This window comes from Arthrobacter sp. Y3221114 (assembly GCF_059092625.1).
In genome coordinates this window covers 18,739-35,253 of sequence record NZ_JBNHHW010000003.1, presented here as the reverse complement: position 1 = coordinate 35,253, position 16,515 = coordinate 18,739, and the positions used below count along the sequence as shown (strand labels likewise).

The window sequence follows — 16,515 nt, the reverse complement described above, 5'->3', positions numbered from 1 at the left end:
GGCGCGTCCGGTGCCCGCCGCGCTGACTCCTGCCTGCAAAGAAAGCTAGCCCTGGTTCCTTGATGCCCGAATCCACTGCCGTCCGCGCGCCCGGCGCCATGTCGGCTGCCTACCGGCCGCTGACCATCGGCCTGCTGACGGTGATCACGCTGGCGGCGTTCGAGGCGGTGGCGGTGGCGACGGCGATGCCGGTGGTGGCGGCCGACCTGGACGGAAAGTCCGCCTACGGGCTGGCGTTCTCCATGTTCCTGACCGCTTCGCTGCTGGCCAGCGTGGTGGCAGGGGTCTGGTGCGACGCCAAGGGGCCGCGCCCGGCGCTCGCCGCTGGGCTGGTGCTGATGGTCGCCGGCCTCGTCCTGTCCGGGGTGGCCGGGGAGTTCTGGATCTTCACCGCGGGCCGGGCCGTGGCCGGGCTGGGCGGCGGCTTCGCGATCGTGGCCGTCTACGTGATCATCGGGCAGGTCTATCCGCAGCGGCTGCAGCCGGTGGTCTTCGGCTGGCTGGCCGCGGCCTGGGTGCTGCCGTCGCTGGTGGGGCCGCTGGCCGCCGGCGTCGTCGCCCAGTACCTTTCCTGGCGCCTGGTGTTCTACGGCGCGGCGCCGATCTTCCTGCTGGCCGTGCTGGTCATCTGGCCGCAGACCGGGAGCGTGGGAGCCCCGGAGGACCCAACCACGGACAAACGCCGCGGGCGCCTGCAGGCCGTGCGCGGCCTGCTGCTGGCCGGCGGCGTGTTCCTGACCCAGTGGTCCTTGTTCGAAGCGGTCGCCGGCGGGTCCGCCGGGAAGCTGGTGCTGTTGTACGTGCTGGCGGCCGGTGGCGTGGTGCTGGCGCTGGTGGCCCTGCCCAGGCTGATGCCGCCGGGCACCCTGCGGCTGCGCCGCGGGCTGCCCAGCGTGATCGCCACCCGCGGACTGATCAACCTGGCGTTTTTCGGCGCCGAGGCGTTCATCCCGCTGATGCTGGTGGCGGCGCACGGCGTCTCGCCGGCGACCGCGGGCCTGGCCCTGACGGCCGGTGCGGTCGGCTGGAGCATCGGCTCCTGGCTGCAGGCACGCGTTGAGGCCGCGCGGCACCGGCTGCTGGTGATCGGATCCGGCATCCTGACCGCCTCCATGGGGCTGATGGCGCTGGTGTCCGCACCGTCGGTGCCGCTCGGGGCGCTCATCGTCGTCTGGGCGCTGGCCGGGTTCTCGATGGGAATGGCGCTGTCCACCACATCGGTGATGGTGCTGAAGCTGTCCGCACCCCAGGAGCGCGGACGGAACTCCGCGTCGCTGCAGCTGGCCGACCAGCTGGGCGGCGTGGTGGGTACCGCCGGGGCGGGCGGATTGTTCGCCCTGCTGCGGGATCCGGACAACCCGGGCTCGGTCGGCGTCTACGTGGTGATCTGGCTGGTGCTCGCCGTGGTGGCGGCGGGCGGGATCGCCACCGGCTGGCGCAGCGCGGAACGGATTGAAAACGGGCAGGAACAACGGGAGGAGGCCAGCAAATGAGCAACGACACACTATTCGGCGCCGGACCGGTGCTGCCGCCGGCTTACCCGGAACGCGCCGCCTGGGGCACCGCCCCCAAACTGCGCCAATGGCAGGCCGAGGCCCTGCAGAAGTACTTCGACATGGCCCCGCAGGACTTCCTGGCCGTGGCGACCCCCGGCGCGGGCAAGACCACCTTCGCGCTGCGCGTGGCCACCGAGCTGGTGGAACGGGGGATCGTCAACCGGATCACCGTCGTGGCCCCGACCGACCACCTCAAGCGCCAGTGGGCCGACGCCGCGGCGCGGGTGGGGCTGGCCATCGATCCGAACTTCAAGAACTCGGACGGTTCGCACGGCCGCGACTTCATCGGCGTCGCCGTCACGTACGCGCAGGTGGCCATGAAGCCGCTTTTGCACCGGGCCAAGACCGAGGCCGCCAAGACGCTGGTGATCCTTGACGAGATCCACCACGGCGGCGACGCCCTCAGCTGGGGCGACGGCATCCGCGAGGCCTTCGAACCCGCGGCCCGGCGCCTGGCGCTGACCGGCACCCCGTTCCGCTCGGATACGGCGGCGATCCCGTTCGTGGAGTACGCCGAGGACAGGGACGGCATCCGCCGCTCGCGGGCCGACTACACCTACGGCTACGGCAGCGCCCTGCGCGACCACGTGGTGCGCCCGGTGATGTTCATGGCCTACTCCGGGCAGATGCGCTGGCGCACCAGCTCGGGAGACGAGTACGCGGCGTCGCTCGGCGAGGCCGCCGTCACCAAGGACATCACGGCGCAGGCCTGGCGCACGGCGCTGAACCCGCAGGGGCAATGGATCCCGTCGGTGCTGGCTGCGGCCGACAAGCGGCTGACCGAGGTCCGCCGGGCGGTGCCCGACGCCGGCGGGCTGGTGATCGCCACCGACCACGAGGACGCGCGCGCCTACGCCGGCCAGCTGAAGAAGATCACCGGGGAATCCGCCACCGTCATCCTTTCGGACGACGCCGGTGCCTCCGAAAAGATCGAGGCCTTTTCCGCCGGGGACAGCCGCTGGATGGTCGCCGTCCGCATGGTCTCCGAAGGCGTGGACGTGCCCCGGCTGTCGGTCGGCGTGTATGCCACCTCGACGGCCACCCCGCTGTTCTTCGCGCAGGCGGTGGGCCGCTTCGTGCGCGCCCGGAAGCGCGGCGAGACGGCGTCGGTGTTCCTTCCGTCGGTGCCGAACCTGATGGAACTGGCGAACCAGATGGAGCTGGAGCGTGACCACGCGCTGGACCGGCCGGACAAGGACAACGACGAGGGCTTCATTCCCGAAGAGGCCCTGATGGAGCAGGCCAACCGGGAAGAGAAGGCTTCGGAGGAGCTGACCAAGCAGAAGTTCGAAGCGCTGGACTCCCAGGCGTCCTTCGACCGGGTGCTGTTCGACGGCGCCGAGTTCGGTACCGGGGGAGAGCTCGGCAGCGAAGAGGAACTGGACTTCCTGGGCATCCCGGGGCTGCTGGACGCGGAGCAGGTGGGCATGCTGCTGCGCCAGCGCCAGCAGGAACAGCAGTCGCGCAAGCGCAAGCGTTCCGGCGGGGCCGTGGATCCGGAGCCGGCGCCGGCCGTGGTTGACCACCGGCAGCTGACCGAACTGCGCAACCAGCTGGCCAAGAACGTTTCCGCCTGGTCGGCGCGCTCCGGCATGCCGCACGGCGTGGTCCACTCCGAGCTGCGCCGGGTCTGCGGCGGCCCGCCCGTGGCCCAGGCCAACGAGGAGCAGCTGAACAAGCGCCTGAAGAAGCTCCAGGACTGGTTCATCGGCCGGAAGTAACCCGAGGATTGCGCCCGCTCCCATGTTTCCGCGGTAGCTCGATCGTTTCCCCTGGTCAGCGCCGCGAGTGGCGCCAAGACACGGGAAGTTACGGCTAGGGAGCGAACCTCCTCACGCGCGGATGGCAGAGGTTCCCGACGCACGCGAAACGAGCGAGGTAGCGTGCGCTTCCGGCAGCCCGCCCGGCTACTCGATGACGTCGATGCCGTAGTCGCTGAACTCGGCCAGGGTCTTCTCGACGCGTCCGGCGTTGATTCCCGCCGACAGCGCCAGGTTCACGGCGGTGGCGTACCCGGCCTGGACGGCATCGAGGGCGGTCTGGCGGACGCAATAGTCGGTTGCCAGCCCGGCCACCACCACCTCATCCACCCCATGCTCCTGCAGCCAGTCGTCCAGGCTGGGCATTTCGATGTCTTCTTCCTCCTCGTCGCCCTCGCGTTCACCGGTGGCTACCTCGTCCGCCGGTGCCAGCAGGCCGTCGAAGCCGGAATAGCCGGCGTCGTACTGGCCCTTGCGGAAGTAGGCGTCGATCCGGTCGGTGTCCAGGTCGGGATGCAGGTCCGCCCCGCGCGTCCCGGCGACGCAGTGCCGCGGCCAGCTGTCCACGAAGTCCGGCGCGTCGGAGAAATGGCCGCCCGGATCCACGTGCCAGTCCTGCGTCGCGACCACGACGTCGTACTCATCCGGCCGGGTCTCCAAATGCTCGCTGATGTCGGCGGCAGTTTTCGCTCCACCGTCGACGGCCAGGGCACCTCCCTCGCAGAAGTCGTTCTGGACGTCGACGATGATCAGTGCGCGTGTCATGACTGCTCCTCGAATTCGGTGGGGATGGCGGCCTCGCCGCGCTGCAGCCGGTTCACGGCGCCGGGCAGCTCGGCCATGGAAGCGGTGTGGCGTTCGGCGGCGCGGCGGACGCCTTCGGCGCCGGTCCAGCCGTCCGCCAGCTTGCCGTTGGTGACGAACTGCTGCAGCAGCGGCCGGTCGTTGCCGTCGTCGAAGGGCCGGTGGCCAATGCCGACCACCTCGGCCGTGGCGGCCCCGTGCTCGTCCAGCCGGCGCAGCGCGTATTTGCGTCCGCCTACGGAAATTTTGTTCTTCGACGCCTTCGCCACCGACACCTGCTCGCCGTTGCTGCCCTCGCGGCTGACCAGCTTGTAGACCATGCTCGCGGTGGGGGCGCCGGATCCGGTGACCAGCGCGGTGCCGACGCCGTAGGAGTCCACCGGAGCCGAGGCGAGGGCCGCGATCGCGTATTCGTCCAGGTCGGAGGTGACGGTGATGCGGGTGTGGTGGTTGCCCAGGTCGTCCAGCAACTGGCGCACCCACTGGGCCTGGGCGATCAGGTCGCCGGAATCCAGCCGCACGCCACCCAGCCCCGGACCCGCCAGGTCAACGGCAGTACGGACGGCGGTCTCGACGTCGTACGTGTCCGCCAGCAGGGTGGTTCCCACACCCAGCGACGCCAGCTGCGCTTCGAAGGCCTGCTGCTCGGTGTCATGCAGCAAGGTAAAGGAATGGGCGGCGGTTCCCACCGTCTTGACGCCGTATCGGTAGCCGGCTTCCAGGTTTGAGGTGCTGGAGAAGCCGCCGATCACCGCGGCCCGGGCAGCAGCCACGGCCGACTCCTCGTGCGTGCGCCGGGACCCCATCTCGATGCAGGGCCGGCTGCCGGCCGCGCCGGTCATCCGCGAGGCCGCCGAGGCGATGGCGCTGTCGTGGTTCAGCACGGACAAGATGAAGGTCTCCAGGACGCACGCTTCGGCAAAGCTCGACTCCACCACCAGGATCGGCGAATAGGGGAAGTAGGCCTCGCCCTCGGCATAGCCGTAGATGTCGCCGGAGAAACGGAAATCGGCCAGCCAGTCGATGGTGCGCGCGTCCACCACGTCCGTGCGGGCCAGGAAATCCAGCTGGTCCTCGGAGAACGTGAAGTGTTCCAGGCCCTCCAAAATCCGGCCGGTTCCGGCCACCACGCCGTACCGGCGTCCTTCCGGCAGCCGCCGGGCGAACGCCTCGAAGACCGAACGCCGGTGGGCCGCGCCGGAATGCAGGGCGGCCTGGAGCATGGTCAGCTCGTAATGGTCGGTGTACAGGGAGGTGCTGGGATGCGTCCAGCCTGCTGCATTGTTCACATCCCCGACTCTAATCCTGTTTCGCCGTCTGAGTAGATCCGCGCCGCCGTCAGGCCCTCTTGGCACGCCCTGCCTACAATGGAAGCCATGACCGTGAGCATCCTTCCCTCCTGCACAACCGTGCTGGACGCGGATATCGAGACGTCCCGCCGGACGGAATCCGCCGAACTTACGGCCAAGGACACCCCGTGGGTCGTCATCGTGTGGAACGATCCGATCAACCTGATGAGCTACGTCAGCTATGTCTTCCAAAGCTACTTCGGCTATTCGGAAACCAAAGCCCGCAAGCTGATGCTCGAGGTGCACCAGCAGGGCAGGTCGGTAGTGGCGACGGGCAGCCGCGAGCAGGCCGAGCGGGACACCGTGGCGATGCATTCGTTCGGCCTGTGGGCCACGTACCAGAAGGCGGACCAGGCGTAGATGGCCAAGGCATTCAAGCACACGCGCAAGGGAATCACCGGGTACCTGGAGCCCGCCGAGCGGGACCTGATCCGGAAGCTGTTCGGGGACGTCATCGCCATGCTGGAGGTTGACCGGCAGGACGAGGATCCCCTGGCCGCGATGGTGGGCTTGGACATGGATGCCGCCAAACCCCGGGACCCAGCGCTGCTGCGGCTGCTGCCGGATGCGGTGGAGCACGACGACGGCGAGGCGCTGGAGTTCCGCAAACTCACCGAACGCTCGCTGCGGGAGGACAAGCTCGGGGCGCTGCGCGCCAGCGCGCTGCTGCTTGAGCAGACGCCGCTGCACCTCACCGACGAGCAGGCCCGGCTGTTCGCCCGTGCCGTGAACGACGTCCGCCTGGTGCTGGCCGAGCGGCTGGAGATCCGCACCGACGAGGACGCCCAGGCCCTGCATGAGATCGACGACTGGTCCCAGGCAGAGGACCTGGAAACCTACCTGGCGTTGGTCTACAACTTCATGACCTGGCTCCAGGAGACCCTGATGCAGGCCCTGCTGGACGGACTGGGGCACGCGTCAGGCCACCGCTGAGCAGCGCCGCGGCGCGTCTACAACTGACTCGAACCCGAGGCAGAGCCCCCGACGGGCGGCCCCGTGGACGGGCCTCCGGGTTTCCCTCGCACCCGGGGCGGGGCTCCGCCGGCGGCCGCCGTGGACGGGCCGCAGCCTCCGCGAGCCCAAGCCCTGCGGTGCCCGGGCCGGGAGGCCGCCGTCGGCGGGGGAAGCACTGTGAGATGGCTAACAGAAGCCGCGCTGAAGTTCGCCCAAGCGCACACTGACGCCTTATCCTCTAGAGAAATATGAGCCTGGAAGGCAGTGACATCCCGATGTTGATCCAACCCGCAGCTCCGATCGGCATCTTTGATTCCGGGGTGGGCGGGCTGACCGTGGCCCGCGCAGTGATAGACCAGTTGCCCAACGAGTCCATCCTGTACGTTGGCGACACCGCCAACGGGCCCTACGGTCCGCTGCCGATTGCCGAGGTGCGGGCAAATGCGCTGGGCGTGATGGATGAACTGGTGGACGCCGGCGTGAAGCTCCTCGTGATCGCCTGCAACTCCGCTTCCGCCGCCGTCCTGCGCGACGCCCGGGAGCGCTACACCGCCCGCTACGGCATTCCGGTGATCGAGGTGATCCAGCCGGCCGTCCGCCGCGCCGTCGCCTCCACGCGGAGCGGCAGGATCGGCGTGATCGGCACGTCGGCCACCGTCGGTTCCCGCGCCTACGAGGACACCTTCGCCGCCGCACCGCACCTCGACGTGACCTCCGTGGCCTGTCCCCGCTTCGTGGAATACGTGGAAGCCGGTGTCACCGCGGGCCAGGAGTTGTTGGCCACCGCCGAGGAGTACCTGGCTCCGCTCAGGCGTGCCGACGTGGACACGCTGGTGCTCGGCTGTACGCACTATCCGCTCCTGACCGGCGTGATCTCCTATGTCATGGGCGACGGCGTGACGCTGGTTTCGAGCGCGGAAGAGACGGCCAAGGACGTGTACCGGTCGCTGGTTTCCCACGATCTGCTGCGGCCGGAAGGGACGCCGGGCCAGCACCACTTTATTGCCACCGGTGACGCCGCGTCCTTCGAGGTGCTGGCGCGCCGGTTCCTGGGGCCGGAGGTGATCGCCGTGGAGCAGGTGGACCACGTGGCCGCGCACTATCCCACCGGCAGCATGGCCAGGATCACCCCCGAGATGGTTGCCGCCGCACGCACCGAGGGGCAGGCGGGCCCGAAAATTTCGCCGTTTGCCGGTGCGTCGGGGCAGTACAACCTGGGGGAGCGGGCATGAACCTGACCATCATCGGCTGCAGCGGCTCGTTTCCCGGGCCGCTGTCCCCGGCGTCGTGCTATCTGGTCAGCGCCTACGACGGCGAGCGGACCTGGCGCATCCTGCTGGACCTGGGCAACGGCGCCCTGGGCACCGCGCAGCGCTACATGGCGTTGGAGGACATCGACGCCGTCTTCCTGAGCCACCTGCACCCGGACCACTGCATGGACCTGTGCGGCCTGCACGTGGCGGTGCGCTGGAATCCCGACGGCTGGACCAAGGGGCGCATCCCCGTGTGGGGCCCGGCGGCCACGGCGGACCGCATGGCCACTGCCTACGGGCTGGAGTTGGATCCCGGCATGAAAGAGGAGTTCGATTTCCACCTCTGGGCGGAACGGGAGCCGGTGAAGCTGGGCCCGTTCACCATCACCCCCTATCCGGTGCGGCACCCGGTCGAGGAGGCCTACGCCATCCGGGTCGAGGCTACGGAGCCCACCCCCGAGGGGCCGGTCACGCGGGTGCTCGCCTACTCGGGTGACACCGACAGCTGCCCCGAACTGGTCGAGGCGGCCTTCGGCGCGGACATGTTCCTGTGCGAGGCCGCCTTCCACGAAGGCCGCGACGACGGCGTCGACGGCGTGCACCTCACCGGAAAGCGGGCCGGCGCCGCCGCCACCGAGGCCCAGGTCCGGCGGCTCCTGCTGACCCACCTGCCCGTCTGGAACGACTCGGTGCGCACCGTCACCGAGGCCCGCGAAACCTACGTCGGCGATCTGGCCGTCGCGGTAGCCGGTGTGAGCTACGTCGTCTGAGCTGCTGAGAGGCGCCGTGCGCGACGACGCGTGAGCGGCTGAGAGCCGCCGTCTGAGCGGCTGAGAGGTGCCTTGCGCGACGACGCGTGAGCGGCTGCGGCCGCTGCGAGCCGATAGGGTGGACCCATGATTGACGTTGATCCCGGTTCCGCCATGCCCGCTGCCGCCGCCCGAGCCGACGGCCGGACACCCGAACAGTTGCGTCCGATCAGCATCACGCGCGGCTGGTCCAACCAGGCCGAAGGATCGGCGCTGATCGAGTTCGGCAACACCCGCGTGCTCTGCACCGCATCGGTGACGGCGGGCGTTCCGCGTTGGCTGAAGGGCGAAGGACGCGGCTGGGTCACGGCCGAATACGCGATGCTTCCCCGCGCCACCAACACCCGTTCCGACCGCGAATCCGTCAAAGGCAAGATCGGCGGCCGCACCCACGAGATCTCCCGGCTGATCGGCCGCTCGCTGCGCTCGGTGATCGACACCAAGGCGCTGGGGGAGAACACCATCGTCTTGGACTGCGACGTGCTCCAAGCCGACGGCGGCACGCGCACCGCGGCCATCACCGGCGCCTTCGTGGCCCTTGCCGACGCATTGCACTGGGCGAAAGAGCAGAAGCTGATCGCCCGATCCGCCCGGCCGCTGACCGATACCGTCGCCGCCGTGAGCGTCGGCATCATCGACGGCGTGCCGATGCTGGACCTGCCCTACGTCGAGGACGTTCGCGCGGAAACGGACATGAACGTCGTGGTCACCGGATCCGGCCAGTTCGTGGAAGTCCAGGGCACCGCAGAGGGCGCGCCGTTCGACCGTGCGGAACTCGACGCACTGCTGGACCTGGCGCTTGCCGGCACGGCCCAGTTGGCCCAGATCCAGCGGGACACGCTGGCGGAGACGCTGGGAGAAGTCATCCGTGGCTGACGCCGGGGCAGCAGGCACCGGGCTCGGCGGGGCGCCTGCCGCCGGGCCGGAGATCAAACCCCGGCTGGTCCTGGCCACCCGCAACCAGGGAAAGCTGCGTGAACTGCGCGAACTGCTGCGCGGCCAGATACCGGGGCTGGACGTGGATACGCAGGTGATTGACGCGGCTACGGCCGGGGTCCCTGACGTACCCGAAACCGGATTGACCTTCGCCGAGAACTCCCTGCTGAAGGCACGCGCCGTCGCCGAAGCCACCGGACTGGTGGCGGTGGCCGACGACTCGGGCCTGGCGGTTGACGTACTCGGCGGGGCGCCCGGCATCTTCTCGGCCCGCTGGGCCGGAAAACATGGCGACGACGAAGCGAACCTGCGCCTGCTCTTGAACCAATTGTCCGATATCGCGCCCGAGCATCGCGGGGCCGCGTTCGTCTGCGCAGCAAGCGTTGTGTCGCCGCGCCTCGAAGCCGTCGAGGAGGGCAGGCTGGAGGGTACCCTGCTGGCCGAACCGCGCGGCTCCGGCGGATTCGGCTACGACCCCATCCTGCAGCCGGCCGGGATGGACCGCAGCTGTGCCGAACTGCGGCCGGAGGAAAAGAACGCCATCAGCCACCGCGGCCAGGCGTTCCGCGCCCTGCTGCCTCACATAGTGGCGGCACTCGGCCAAAAGCCCTGATCGCCGGGACCTCGTCCGGTTCGGCCTCAGACGCGCGGTAAGGCAGACTTGTACACGATGAGCATGCTGATCCCTTTCTTGATGTCCGGTCCCCGCCCAGCCCAGCCCGCAGACGATTCCTCTGCCCTCACGGGGGTAGCCGAGTGGGCCGTGGGGCTGATGGAAGGCATCGGGGCACCCGGCGCCGGCCTGGCTATCGCGCTGGAGAACCTTTTCCCGCCGCTGCCCAGTGAAGTGGTGCTCCCGCTGGCAGGCTTCACGGCCAGCCGCGGCAATTTCAGCCTTGTCGAGGCGCTCGTTTGGACCACTCTGGGCTCGATCATCGGCGCGTGGGTGCTTTACGGGCTGGGCGCTTGGCTGGGCCGAACGCGCATGCGCGCCATCGCCGACAAGCTTCCGTTGGTCGACGTGGAAGACGTGGACAAGGTGGAAGCCTGGTTCAACCGCCACGGTTACCAGGCCGTCTTCTTTGGCCGCATGATTCCGATCTTTCGCAGCCTGATTTCCATCCCGGCCGGCATCGAGCGCATGCCCATGGGCAAGTTCCTCGGACTGACCGCAGCCGGGAGCCTGATCTGGAACAGCATCTTTGTGCTGGCCGGCTTCTATTTGGGGGAGAACTGGCACATCGTGGAGGAGTACGCCGGCGTCTTCCAGAAGATCGTGATTGTCGTCGTCGTTGTTGCGGGCCTGTACTGGCTCACCACCAGGATCCGTAAGATCAGGAACCGGCGGGCGTAGCCGCAGCTGCCAAGGGCCGATCTCCTTTCCCGCAGGCCCGTTTCCGGCCCTGCGGACCCTTCCCGATCCTTCAGCTCCTTCCACGGCGCCGTGAATCCAGGCGGCCTGTCATCCCAGGCCGCCGCCACGGCTGAGCCGTCCGAGACGTGAGCTTCCCGCAAGATCTTCTTCCCGGCCGTCCCGCGCTGCCCGGAGGCCCTTGACGGGCTACTACCGTCATCGCGCTGCCCACAGGCCCTCCCGGGGGCCTGCGCGCGACCACGCGTCCGAGCCCGGGACCGGTCCTGCCGCCGTTCGGCACAAGAAACCCCGCCCCTCTCGGGCCAGTTGACGCTTCCGTCACGTGTTTGTATGGTTAGTTACATGAGTAATGAACCACTTCACCGAACAAGCGTGCAGTGGACTCGGGGAAGGAGCGGCCGTGATTGACGACTCAAGGCCGATCTTCCTGCAGATTGCCGAACGCATTGAGAACGACATCGTCGACGGCGTGCTGGCCGAAGAAGGCCAAGTGCCGTCCACCAATGAGTTCGCCGCCTTCTACCGGATCAATCCCGCCACTGCGGCGAAAGGCGTCAACCGCCTGGTCGATGACGGGGTTCTGTACAAAAAGAGGGGGATCGGCATGTTCGTAGCCGCCGGTGCCCGCTCCCGTTTAGTGGCCCGACGCCGTGACGACTTCTACCGGGAGTACGTTCAGCCGATGGCCCGGGAGGCACGAAAACTAGGCATCAGCACCGAACAGTTGACCGCAATGCTCAACCGCACCGAGTCCACCAGCGACATGACCGAGGGAAGCGTGTCCCCATGAACGACCAGAACACACCCGCCATCGAACTGAGGCAGGTGAGCAAGTCCTACCGCGACGCCAAGGCGCTGGACAACGTCAGTCTTCGCCTGGACGGCAACCGGATCTACGGGTTGCTGGGCCGAAACGGCGCCGGCAAGACCACCCTGATGTCGGTGCTCACCGGCCAGGGCTCCCAGAGCAGCGGTGAGGCGCTGGTCTTCGGGCAGCACCCGTATGAAAACGACGCCGTGCTGTCCCGGATCTGCTTTATCCGGGAATCACAGAAGTACCCGGATGATTTCACCCCCAGGCAGGCCTTCAAGTCCGCCGCCCTGTTCTTCCGCCACTGGGATCAGGCCTACGCGGACCGATTGGTCGAGGATTTCCAGCTCCCGCCCAAACGGCGGATCAAAAAACTTTCCCGCGGCCAACTCTCCGCCGTCGGCGTGATCATCGGGCTGGCGTCCCGCGCGGAGATAACATTTTTCGACGAACCGTATCTGGGGCTCGACGCCGTCGCCCGCCAGATCTTCTATGACCGGCTGGTCGAGGACTTCGCCGACCATCCGCGCACCATCATCCTTTCCTCGCACTTGATCGACGAAGTGGCGAACTTGCTGGAGCACGTGGTGCTGATCGACCGCGGCCGGATCATCATGGACGACGCCGCCGAAGCGATCCGCGGGACGGCCTTTACCGTTGCCGGCAACGCGGCAGCCGTCCGCTCCTTCGCGGCCGGACGGCAGGTGTTGCATCGGGAATCTCTGGGCTCGCTGGCCTCGTGGACCATCGAAGGCAGGCTGTCCGATGCCGATCGTGCCGAGGCTGCGGAACTCGGTGTGGAGTTGGCGCCGGTGTCGCTCCAGCAATTGGTGGTGCGGAAGACCACTGCTGCCACCGATGCCGCCGCCGATACCGACTCCGAACTGGAGGTCCTGAAATGAATCGAGTCATCAACGTAGCGCGCATGCAGCTGATCAATAAGTGGACCTTCCTGGGCATCCCCGCCGTGATCCTGCTGGCTTCGTTCCTGATCACCCTGGCCATCTGGGCGATGATCCCTGCCACCGGCGAGACGTTGTACTCCGGGACCGCGCAGGCGGTGATGTGGTACTTCCTGGCGCTGGGCATCCAGTCGCTGACACTGACGTTCCCGTTCTCGCAGGCGATGAGCGTGAGCCGCCGTACCTTCTACCTCGGCACCGTCGGTCTCTTCGCCGTCGTCGCCCTTGCCGTCAGCGTCCTTTACTACCTGCTGGGCCTGCTGGAAGTTGCCACCGGCGGCTGGGGCTTCAACGGCCGGCTGTATGCCCTGGACTGGATCGCCGACAGCAACCCGGTGGTGCAGATCCTGTTCTACTTCATCGTCATGGTGGCGTTGTTCATGATCGGTTTCTGGTTCGCCACCATCTACAAGCGCTGGCAGGCGACCGGGATGTTGGTCACATGGATCGCGATCGCCGTGGTCCTGATCGGCTTGCTTGGCCTGATCACCTGGCAGGGCTGGTGGCCGGCCGTGGGCGGGTGGCTCGTGGCCCAGACACCGCTGAGCACTTCCGGCTGGACGGCGCTGTTCTGCGCGGTCCTGGCGGGCGGATCCTACCTGACCCTCCGCCGGGCCACGCCCTGATCAGACTCGACCGGACAGCAGGACGGCGGCTCCCGGCGCTCGTGCCGGGGGCCGCCGTCGGCGCGTGTTGCAGGCGCAGAACCGTCCGTGCCGTCACTTAGGGTTGAACGCGTGGCAGTTGACTTCACGGCGATCGATTTCGAGACGGCAAACGGTTTTAGGGGCTCACCATGCTCAGTGGGCTTGAGCAAGGTTCGTGACGGCCGGATCGTCGAGGAAGCGTCCTGGCTGATGCGCCCGCCGGAGGGCTTCGACCACTTCGACCGGCGCAACGTCCAGATCCACGGCATCACCGCGGGCATGGTGGCGGGAAAGCCCCGTTTCGGCGAGATCTTCGCCGACCTGGCAGCCTTTATCGGCTCCGACGTGCTGGTAGCCCACAACGCCGCCTTCGATATGGGCGTGATCCGATCCGCTCTGGAGGTCTCGGAACTCTCCGGGCCGGCCTACGACTACGCCTGCACCGTCATCCTGTCGCGGCGCAGCTATTCGCTGGTGTCCTATTCCCTGCCGTTCGTCGCCGAGGCCGCGGGCGTGCCGCTGCACAACCACCACGACGCCGTGGCGGACGCGCGGGCCTGCGCCGGCATCATGATCGACATCGCCAGCCGGAATTCGGCCGGCAGCATTCCCGACCTGCTGACCGCGATGCAGTTGCGCGCCTCGCGGCTGGAGGCCTACCTCCACGGCAGCGCAGCGGTATCCAAACCCACCAGGACGGCACTGGAGCGGCAGGCGCTGGGTGCGGCCGGGGGAGCGGCGCCGTCGTCGGCCTGGACGTACTGGCCGGACGAGGGGGACAACCCCGAGCCCAACCAGGACGCCGACGATTCCCACCCGCTGTACGGCCAGACCGTGGTCTTCACCGGCAATCTGGGCCTGTCCCGCCAGGAGGCGAAGAACCGCGCGGCGGAGCTGGGAGCACAGCCTGCCAGCAACGTCACCCGGAAGACCACTGTGCTCGTCGTCGGCGACGGTTTCGTCGCCTCCGACCTCAAGAGCGGCCGGGTCACGGCCAAGGCGCACAAGGTGCTGCAGCTGCACAGCAAGGGCCAGCAGATCGAGGTGCTGTCCGAAGGCGAGTTCCTGCAGATGATCGGCGGCCGCTGGCCTGCGCACAGCGCCTGACCGCCTGGTCCCCGGCCCGGCGACCCGGAGTCAGAGCCGGAGGCCCACCCCGGTGAGCTGCTCGGACAGGTCGATCAGCCGGGAGGCGGCGTTGCGCTCGCGGGCGTGCCGCCGCGGCGCGACGGCGGCGGGGCGTCCGGTCAGCTGCAACAGTCCGTCCGGCCCCCAGTAGTCGCCGTTGCGGACGTCCGCGCCGGCTGCCGCGTGCACCAGCGGACGGGCTCCGGCGTCCTTGCCCTGCGCCACCAGCCCGAAAAACACCCGTTGCCACCCGGCCGCCGGGCGGGAGAGCTTTAAACCCGGCCGGTCGGGCGTGAAGTACTTCCGCGCATAACCGGGATGCGCCACCACGGAGGAGACCGGCGAGCCGACCGCGTCCAGCCGGTGCGCCAGCTCGAATCCGAAACTCATCACCGCCAGTTTGGACAACGCATAGGAGCGGTGGCTGGAGTACCGGGCCGGCACAGCCGCGCGGCGGAAGTCCGGCCACACCCAGCGGTGGCTGATGCTGCCCACGTGCACCACGCGGCTCCGGCTGCGGCGGAGGGCGGGCATCAGCCTGGCCACGAGTGCGAAGTGGCCCAGGTGGTTGGTGCCGAACTGCAGCTCGACGCCGTCGGCGGTGAACTGCAGCTCCCGGGAACCGATCACCCCGGCGTTGGCCAGCAGGGCATCAATGCGACCCAGCCCGGCCAGCTCCTCTGCCGCCTGCCCGACCGAGGCCAGGTTGGCAAGATCCAGCTCCTGGAATCGCACGTCCGCGCCGGGCACCGTGCGGCGGACGGCCTCCATGGCTGCCCGCGCGCGTGCCGCATCACGGGCCGCCATGACCACCGTGGCTCCCGCCGCCGCCAGCTGTTCGCTGGCGAAGTAGCCGAGGCCGGCGCTGGCACCGGTCACGATGATCGTCTTCCCGTCCTGGCGTGGCAGCGCCGGCGCCGTGCGGTCGTGGCTCACGGGCTCACGCCTGGGTTTGCGCCAGGAAGCGCTCCGCCATGCCGAGGATGACGTCGGGGGCCTCCAGCACGGCCAGCCATTCGGCGGGCAGCGCCGCTTCGCCGTAATGGGCGCCCAACAGGTTCCCGGCGAGGCTGCCGGCCGAGTCGCTGTCGCCGTCGTGATTGATGGCCGCGGCGACGGCCCTGCGGAAATGGTGCTCCGGCGTCGGGCTGTCCGCCGTGGCCAAGACTGCGTACAGGGCGATGGCCAGGGCCTCCTCGGCCACCCAGCCTTCGCCCAGCGTGGCGGTCAGCTCCGCCGGCGCCACCGGACCGCGGGCCGACAACTCGATGGCGGCGCGCAGCCGCCCGGCCAACTCGGCGGCACCCGGGTCCTGCTCGGTACGGGCCAGCATGGCCACGGCGACGCCCGGCAGGGTCGCCTGTTCATGCACCAGCAGCCGGATCAGCGTCGCGAACGCCGCCGCACTCTGGTGTGCCGTCGGATGGCCGTGGGTGAGCGCCGAGCCGTCCGTGGCCAGCCGCTGGACCGTCTGGTCGTCGACGAACGGCAGCAGCCCGAACGGAGCCGACCGCATCACCGTGCCGCAGCCCTTCGAGTCCGGGTTGACCGGGCGCGCGCGGGTTCCCATCTCGCCGGTGGCCAGGCCGGAGAGGCAGGCGGTGCCGGGGGCGCGGCGCGCGTGCAGCACTTCCTGTCCGTCGATCCAGCGCGGCTGGGGTTCCGGAGCGTTGTCGGGAAAGCGGCCTTCCTGGGTGGCGTACCAGCGCAGATAAGCCAGCCAGAGGCAGGCGGCTTCGTCCGCGGAGGTGCCGGCGTTGGCCCATTCCAGCGCTTCGGTCAGCCCGTCGAGGGTATAGAGCGTCATCTGCGTGTCGTCGGTGAAGTGGCCGGGCTCCGGCAGCTGGGAGAAGTCCAGCAGCCCTTCGGCCCCGAAGCGCCCGGCGATCGAGTCAAAGGAGTCGAATTCCACGGCGGCCCCCAGCTGGTCCCCGAGGGCGCCTCCGAGCAGGCAGCCGCGCACCCGCGACGCGAAATTTGGCACCGCCTGGGCCGTCGTCTCCGGCTGGGTCTCGGGCGGCGGCTGGACGGTGCCGGGCGCGGGCTGGACGGTGCCGGGAGGGGGCGGCGCGCTGCCGGCGAAGTCCGGCGCGTCGGCAGAGGGGGAACCGGGGAGCTGGGCATCGTTAGTCACGACTACCAGCTTAGGCGCGGCACCGGACGTTCGCCGG

At 68.9% G+C, this 16,515-nt stretch carries 17 protein-coding genes; 13 read left to right on the top strand and 4 right to left on the bottom strand.

What is annotated here, in order from left to right; genetic code table 11:
* The first annotated feature begins 62 nt into the window (after positions 1-62).
* Positions 63-1,493: an MFS transporter gene (locus tag AC5RV3_RS07135; RefSeq protein WP_494121539.1), complete on the top strand. Its 1,431-nt coding sequence runs from the start codon at positions 63-65 to the stop codon at positions 1,491-1,493.
* Positions 1,490-3,277, top strand: coding sequence for a DEAD/DEAH box helicase (locus AC5RV3_RS07130; RefSeq protein WP_494121538.1), 1,788 nt, complete (start codon positions 1,490-1,492; stop codon positions 3,275-3,277). The genes AC5RV3_RS07135 and AC5RV3_RS07130 overlap by 4 nt, the downstream gene beginning before the upstream one ends.
* 186 nt (positions 3,278-3,463) lie before the next feature.
* Here the strand turns inward: AC5RV3_RS07130 and AC5RV3_RS07125 are convergent, their stop codons facing one another.
* Complete coding sequence (locus tag AC5RV3_RS07125; protein ID WP_494121537.1) at positions 3,464-4,081, bottom strand: isochorismatase family protein; 618 nt, start codon at positions 4,079-4,081, stop codon at positions 3,464-3,466.
* Positions 4,078-5,409 carry a nicotinate phosphoribosyltransferase gene (locus AC5RV3_RS07120; RefSeq protein ID WP_494113791.1) on the bottom strand — a complete coding sequence of 444 codons (1,332 nt, stop codon included), beginning with the start codon at positions 5,407-5,409 and terminating at the stop codon, positions 4,078-4,080. Before AC5RV3_RS07120 ends, AC5RV3_RS07125 begins: the two co-directional genes overlap by 4 nt.
* Before the next feature lie 87 nt (positions 5,410-5,496).
* Between AC5RV3_RS07120 and clpS the strand changes: the two genes are divergently transcribed.
* The 11 genes from clpS (at position 5,497) to AC5RV3_RS07065 (ending at position 14,323) form a co-directional block, all read left to right on the top strand.
* Positions 5,497-5,829: an ATP-dependent Clp protease adapter ClpS gene (gene clpS / locus AC5RV3_RS07115; protein ID WP_494121536.1), complete on the top strand. Its 333-nt coding sequence runs from the start codon at positions 5,497-5,499 to the stop codon at positions 5,827-5,829.
* Positions 5,830-6,402: a DUF2017 domain-containing protein gene (locus AC5RV3_RS07110; RefSeq protein WP_494113789.1), complete on the top strand. Its 573-nt coding sequence runs from the start codon at positions 5,830-5,832 to the stop codon at positions 6,400-6,402.
* A gap of 296 nt (positions 6,403-6,698) precedes the next feature.
* Complete coding sequence (murI, locus tag AC5RV3_RS07105) at positions 6,699-7,655, top strand: glutamate racemase (protein ID WP_494121535.1); 957 nt, start codon at positions 6,699-6,701, stop codon at positions 7,653-7,655.
* Positions 7,652-8,446 (top strand): MBL fold metallo-hydrolase, encoded by a 795-nt coding sequence (locus tag AC5RV3_RS07100; protein WP_494121534.1) that lies wholly within the window; start codon positions 7,652-7,654, stop codon positions 8,444-8,446. Before murI ends, AC5RV3_RS07100 begins: the two co-directional genes overlap by 4 nt.
* A gap of 126 nt (positions 8,447-8,572) precedes the next feature.
* Positions 8,573-9,361, top strand: coding sequence for a ribonuclease PH (rph, locus tag AC5RV3_RS07095; RefSeq protein ID WP_493979743.1), 789 nt, complete (start codon positions 8,573-8,575; stop codon positions 9,359-9,361).
* A gap of 52 nt (positions 9,362-9,413) precedes the next feature.
* A complete protein-coding gene (gene rdgB, locus AC5RV3_RS07090; protein ID WP_494121925.1) occupies positions 9,414-10,034 on the top strand; it encodes an RdgB/HAM1 family non-canonical purine NTP pyrophosphatase in 621 nt (206 codons plus the stop codon).
* 63 nt (positions 10,035-10,097) lie between these two features.
* Entirely contained in the window at positions 10,098-10,775 is a 678-nt protein-coding gene (locus AC5RV3_RS07085) for a DedA family protein (protein WP_494121924.1), read from the top strand.
* A 421-nt stretch (positions 10,776-11,196) separates the two neighbouring features.
* On the top strand, positions 11,197-11,586 hold the full coding sequence (locus AC5RV3_RS07080; protein WP_494121533.1) for a GntR family transcriptional regulator: 390 nt from the start codon (positions 11,197-11,199) through the stop codon (positions 11,584-11,586).
* Positions 11,583-12,509: an ABC transporter ATP-binding protein gene (locus AC5RV3_RS07075; protein ID WP_494121532.1), complete on the top strand. Its 927-nt coding sequence runs from the start codon at positions 11,583-11,585 to the stop codon at positions 12,507-12,509. Before AC5RV3_RS07080 ends, AC5RV3_RS07075 begins: the two co-directional genes overlap by 4 nt.
* The gene (locus tag AC5RV3_RS07070; protein WP_494121531.1) at positions 12,506-13,195 is read left to right on the top strand and encodes a hypothetical protein; all 690 of its coding nucleotides are present in this window, start codon (positions 12,506-12,508) and stop codon (positions 13,193-13,195) included. The genes AC5RV3_RS07075 and AC5RV3_RS07070 overlap by 4 nt, the downstream gene beginning before the upstream one ends.
* Positions 13,196-13,306: 111 nt before the next feature.
* Positions 13,307-14,323: a 3'-5' exonuclease gene (locus tag AC5RV3_RS07065; protein ID WP_494121530.1), complete on the top strand. Its 1,017-nt coding sequence runs from the start codon at positions 13,307-13,309 to the stop codon at positions 14,321-14,323.
* Between the two features lie 30 nt (positions 14,324-14,353).
* Here the strand turns inward: AC5RV3_RS07065 and AC5RV3_RS07060 are convergent, their stop codons facing one another.
* Positions 14,354-15,280: an SDR family NAD(P)-dependent oxidoreductase gene (locus tag AC5RV3_RS07060; RefSeq protein ID WP_494121529.1), complete on the bottom strand. Its 927-nt coding sequence runs from the start codon at positions 15,278-15,280 to the stop codon at positions 14,354-14,356.
* A 4-nt stretch (positions 15,281-15,284) separates the two neighbouring features.
* Entirely contained in the window at positions 15,285-16,328 is a 1,044-nt protein-coding gene (locus tag AC5RV3_RS07055; protein ID WP_494121923.1) for an ADP-ribosylglycohydrolase family protein, read from the bottom strand.
* Positions 16,329-16,515: the final 187 nt, after the last annotated feature.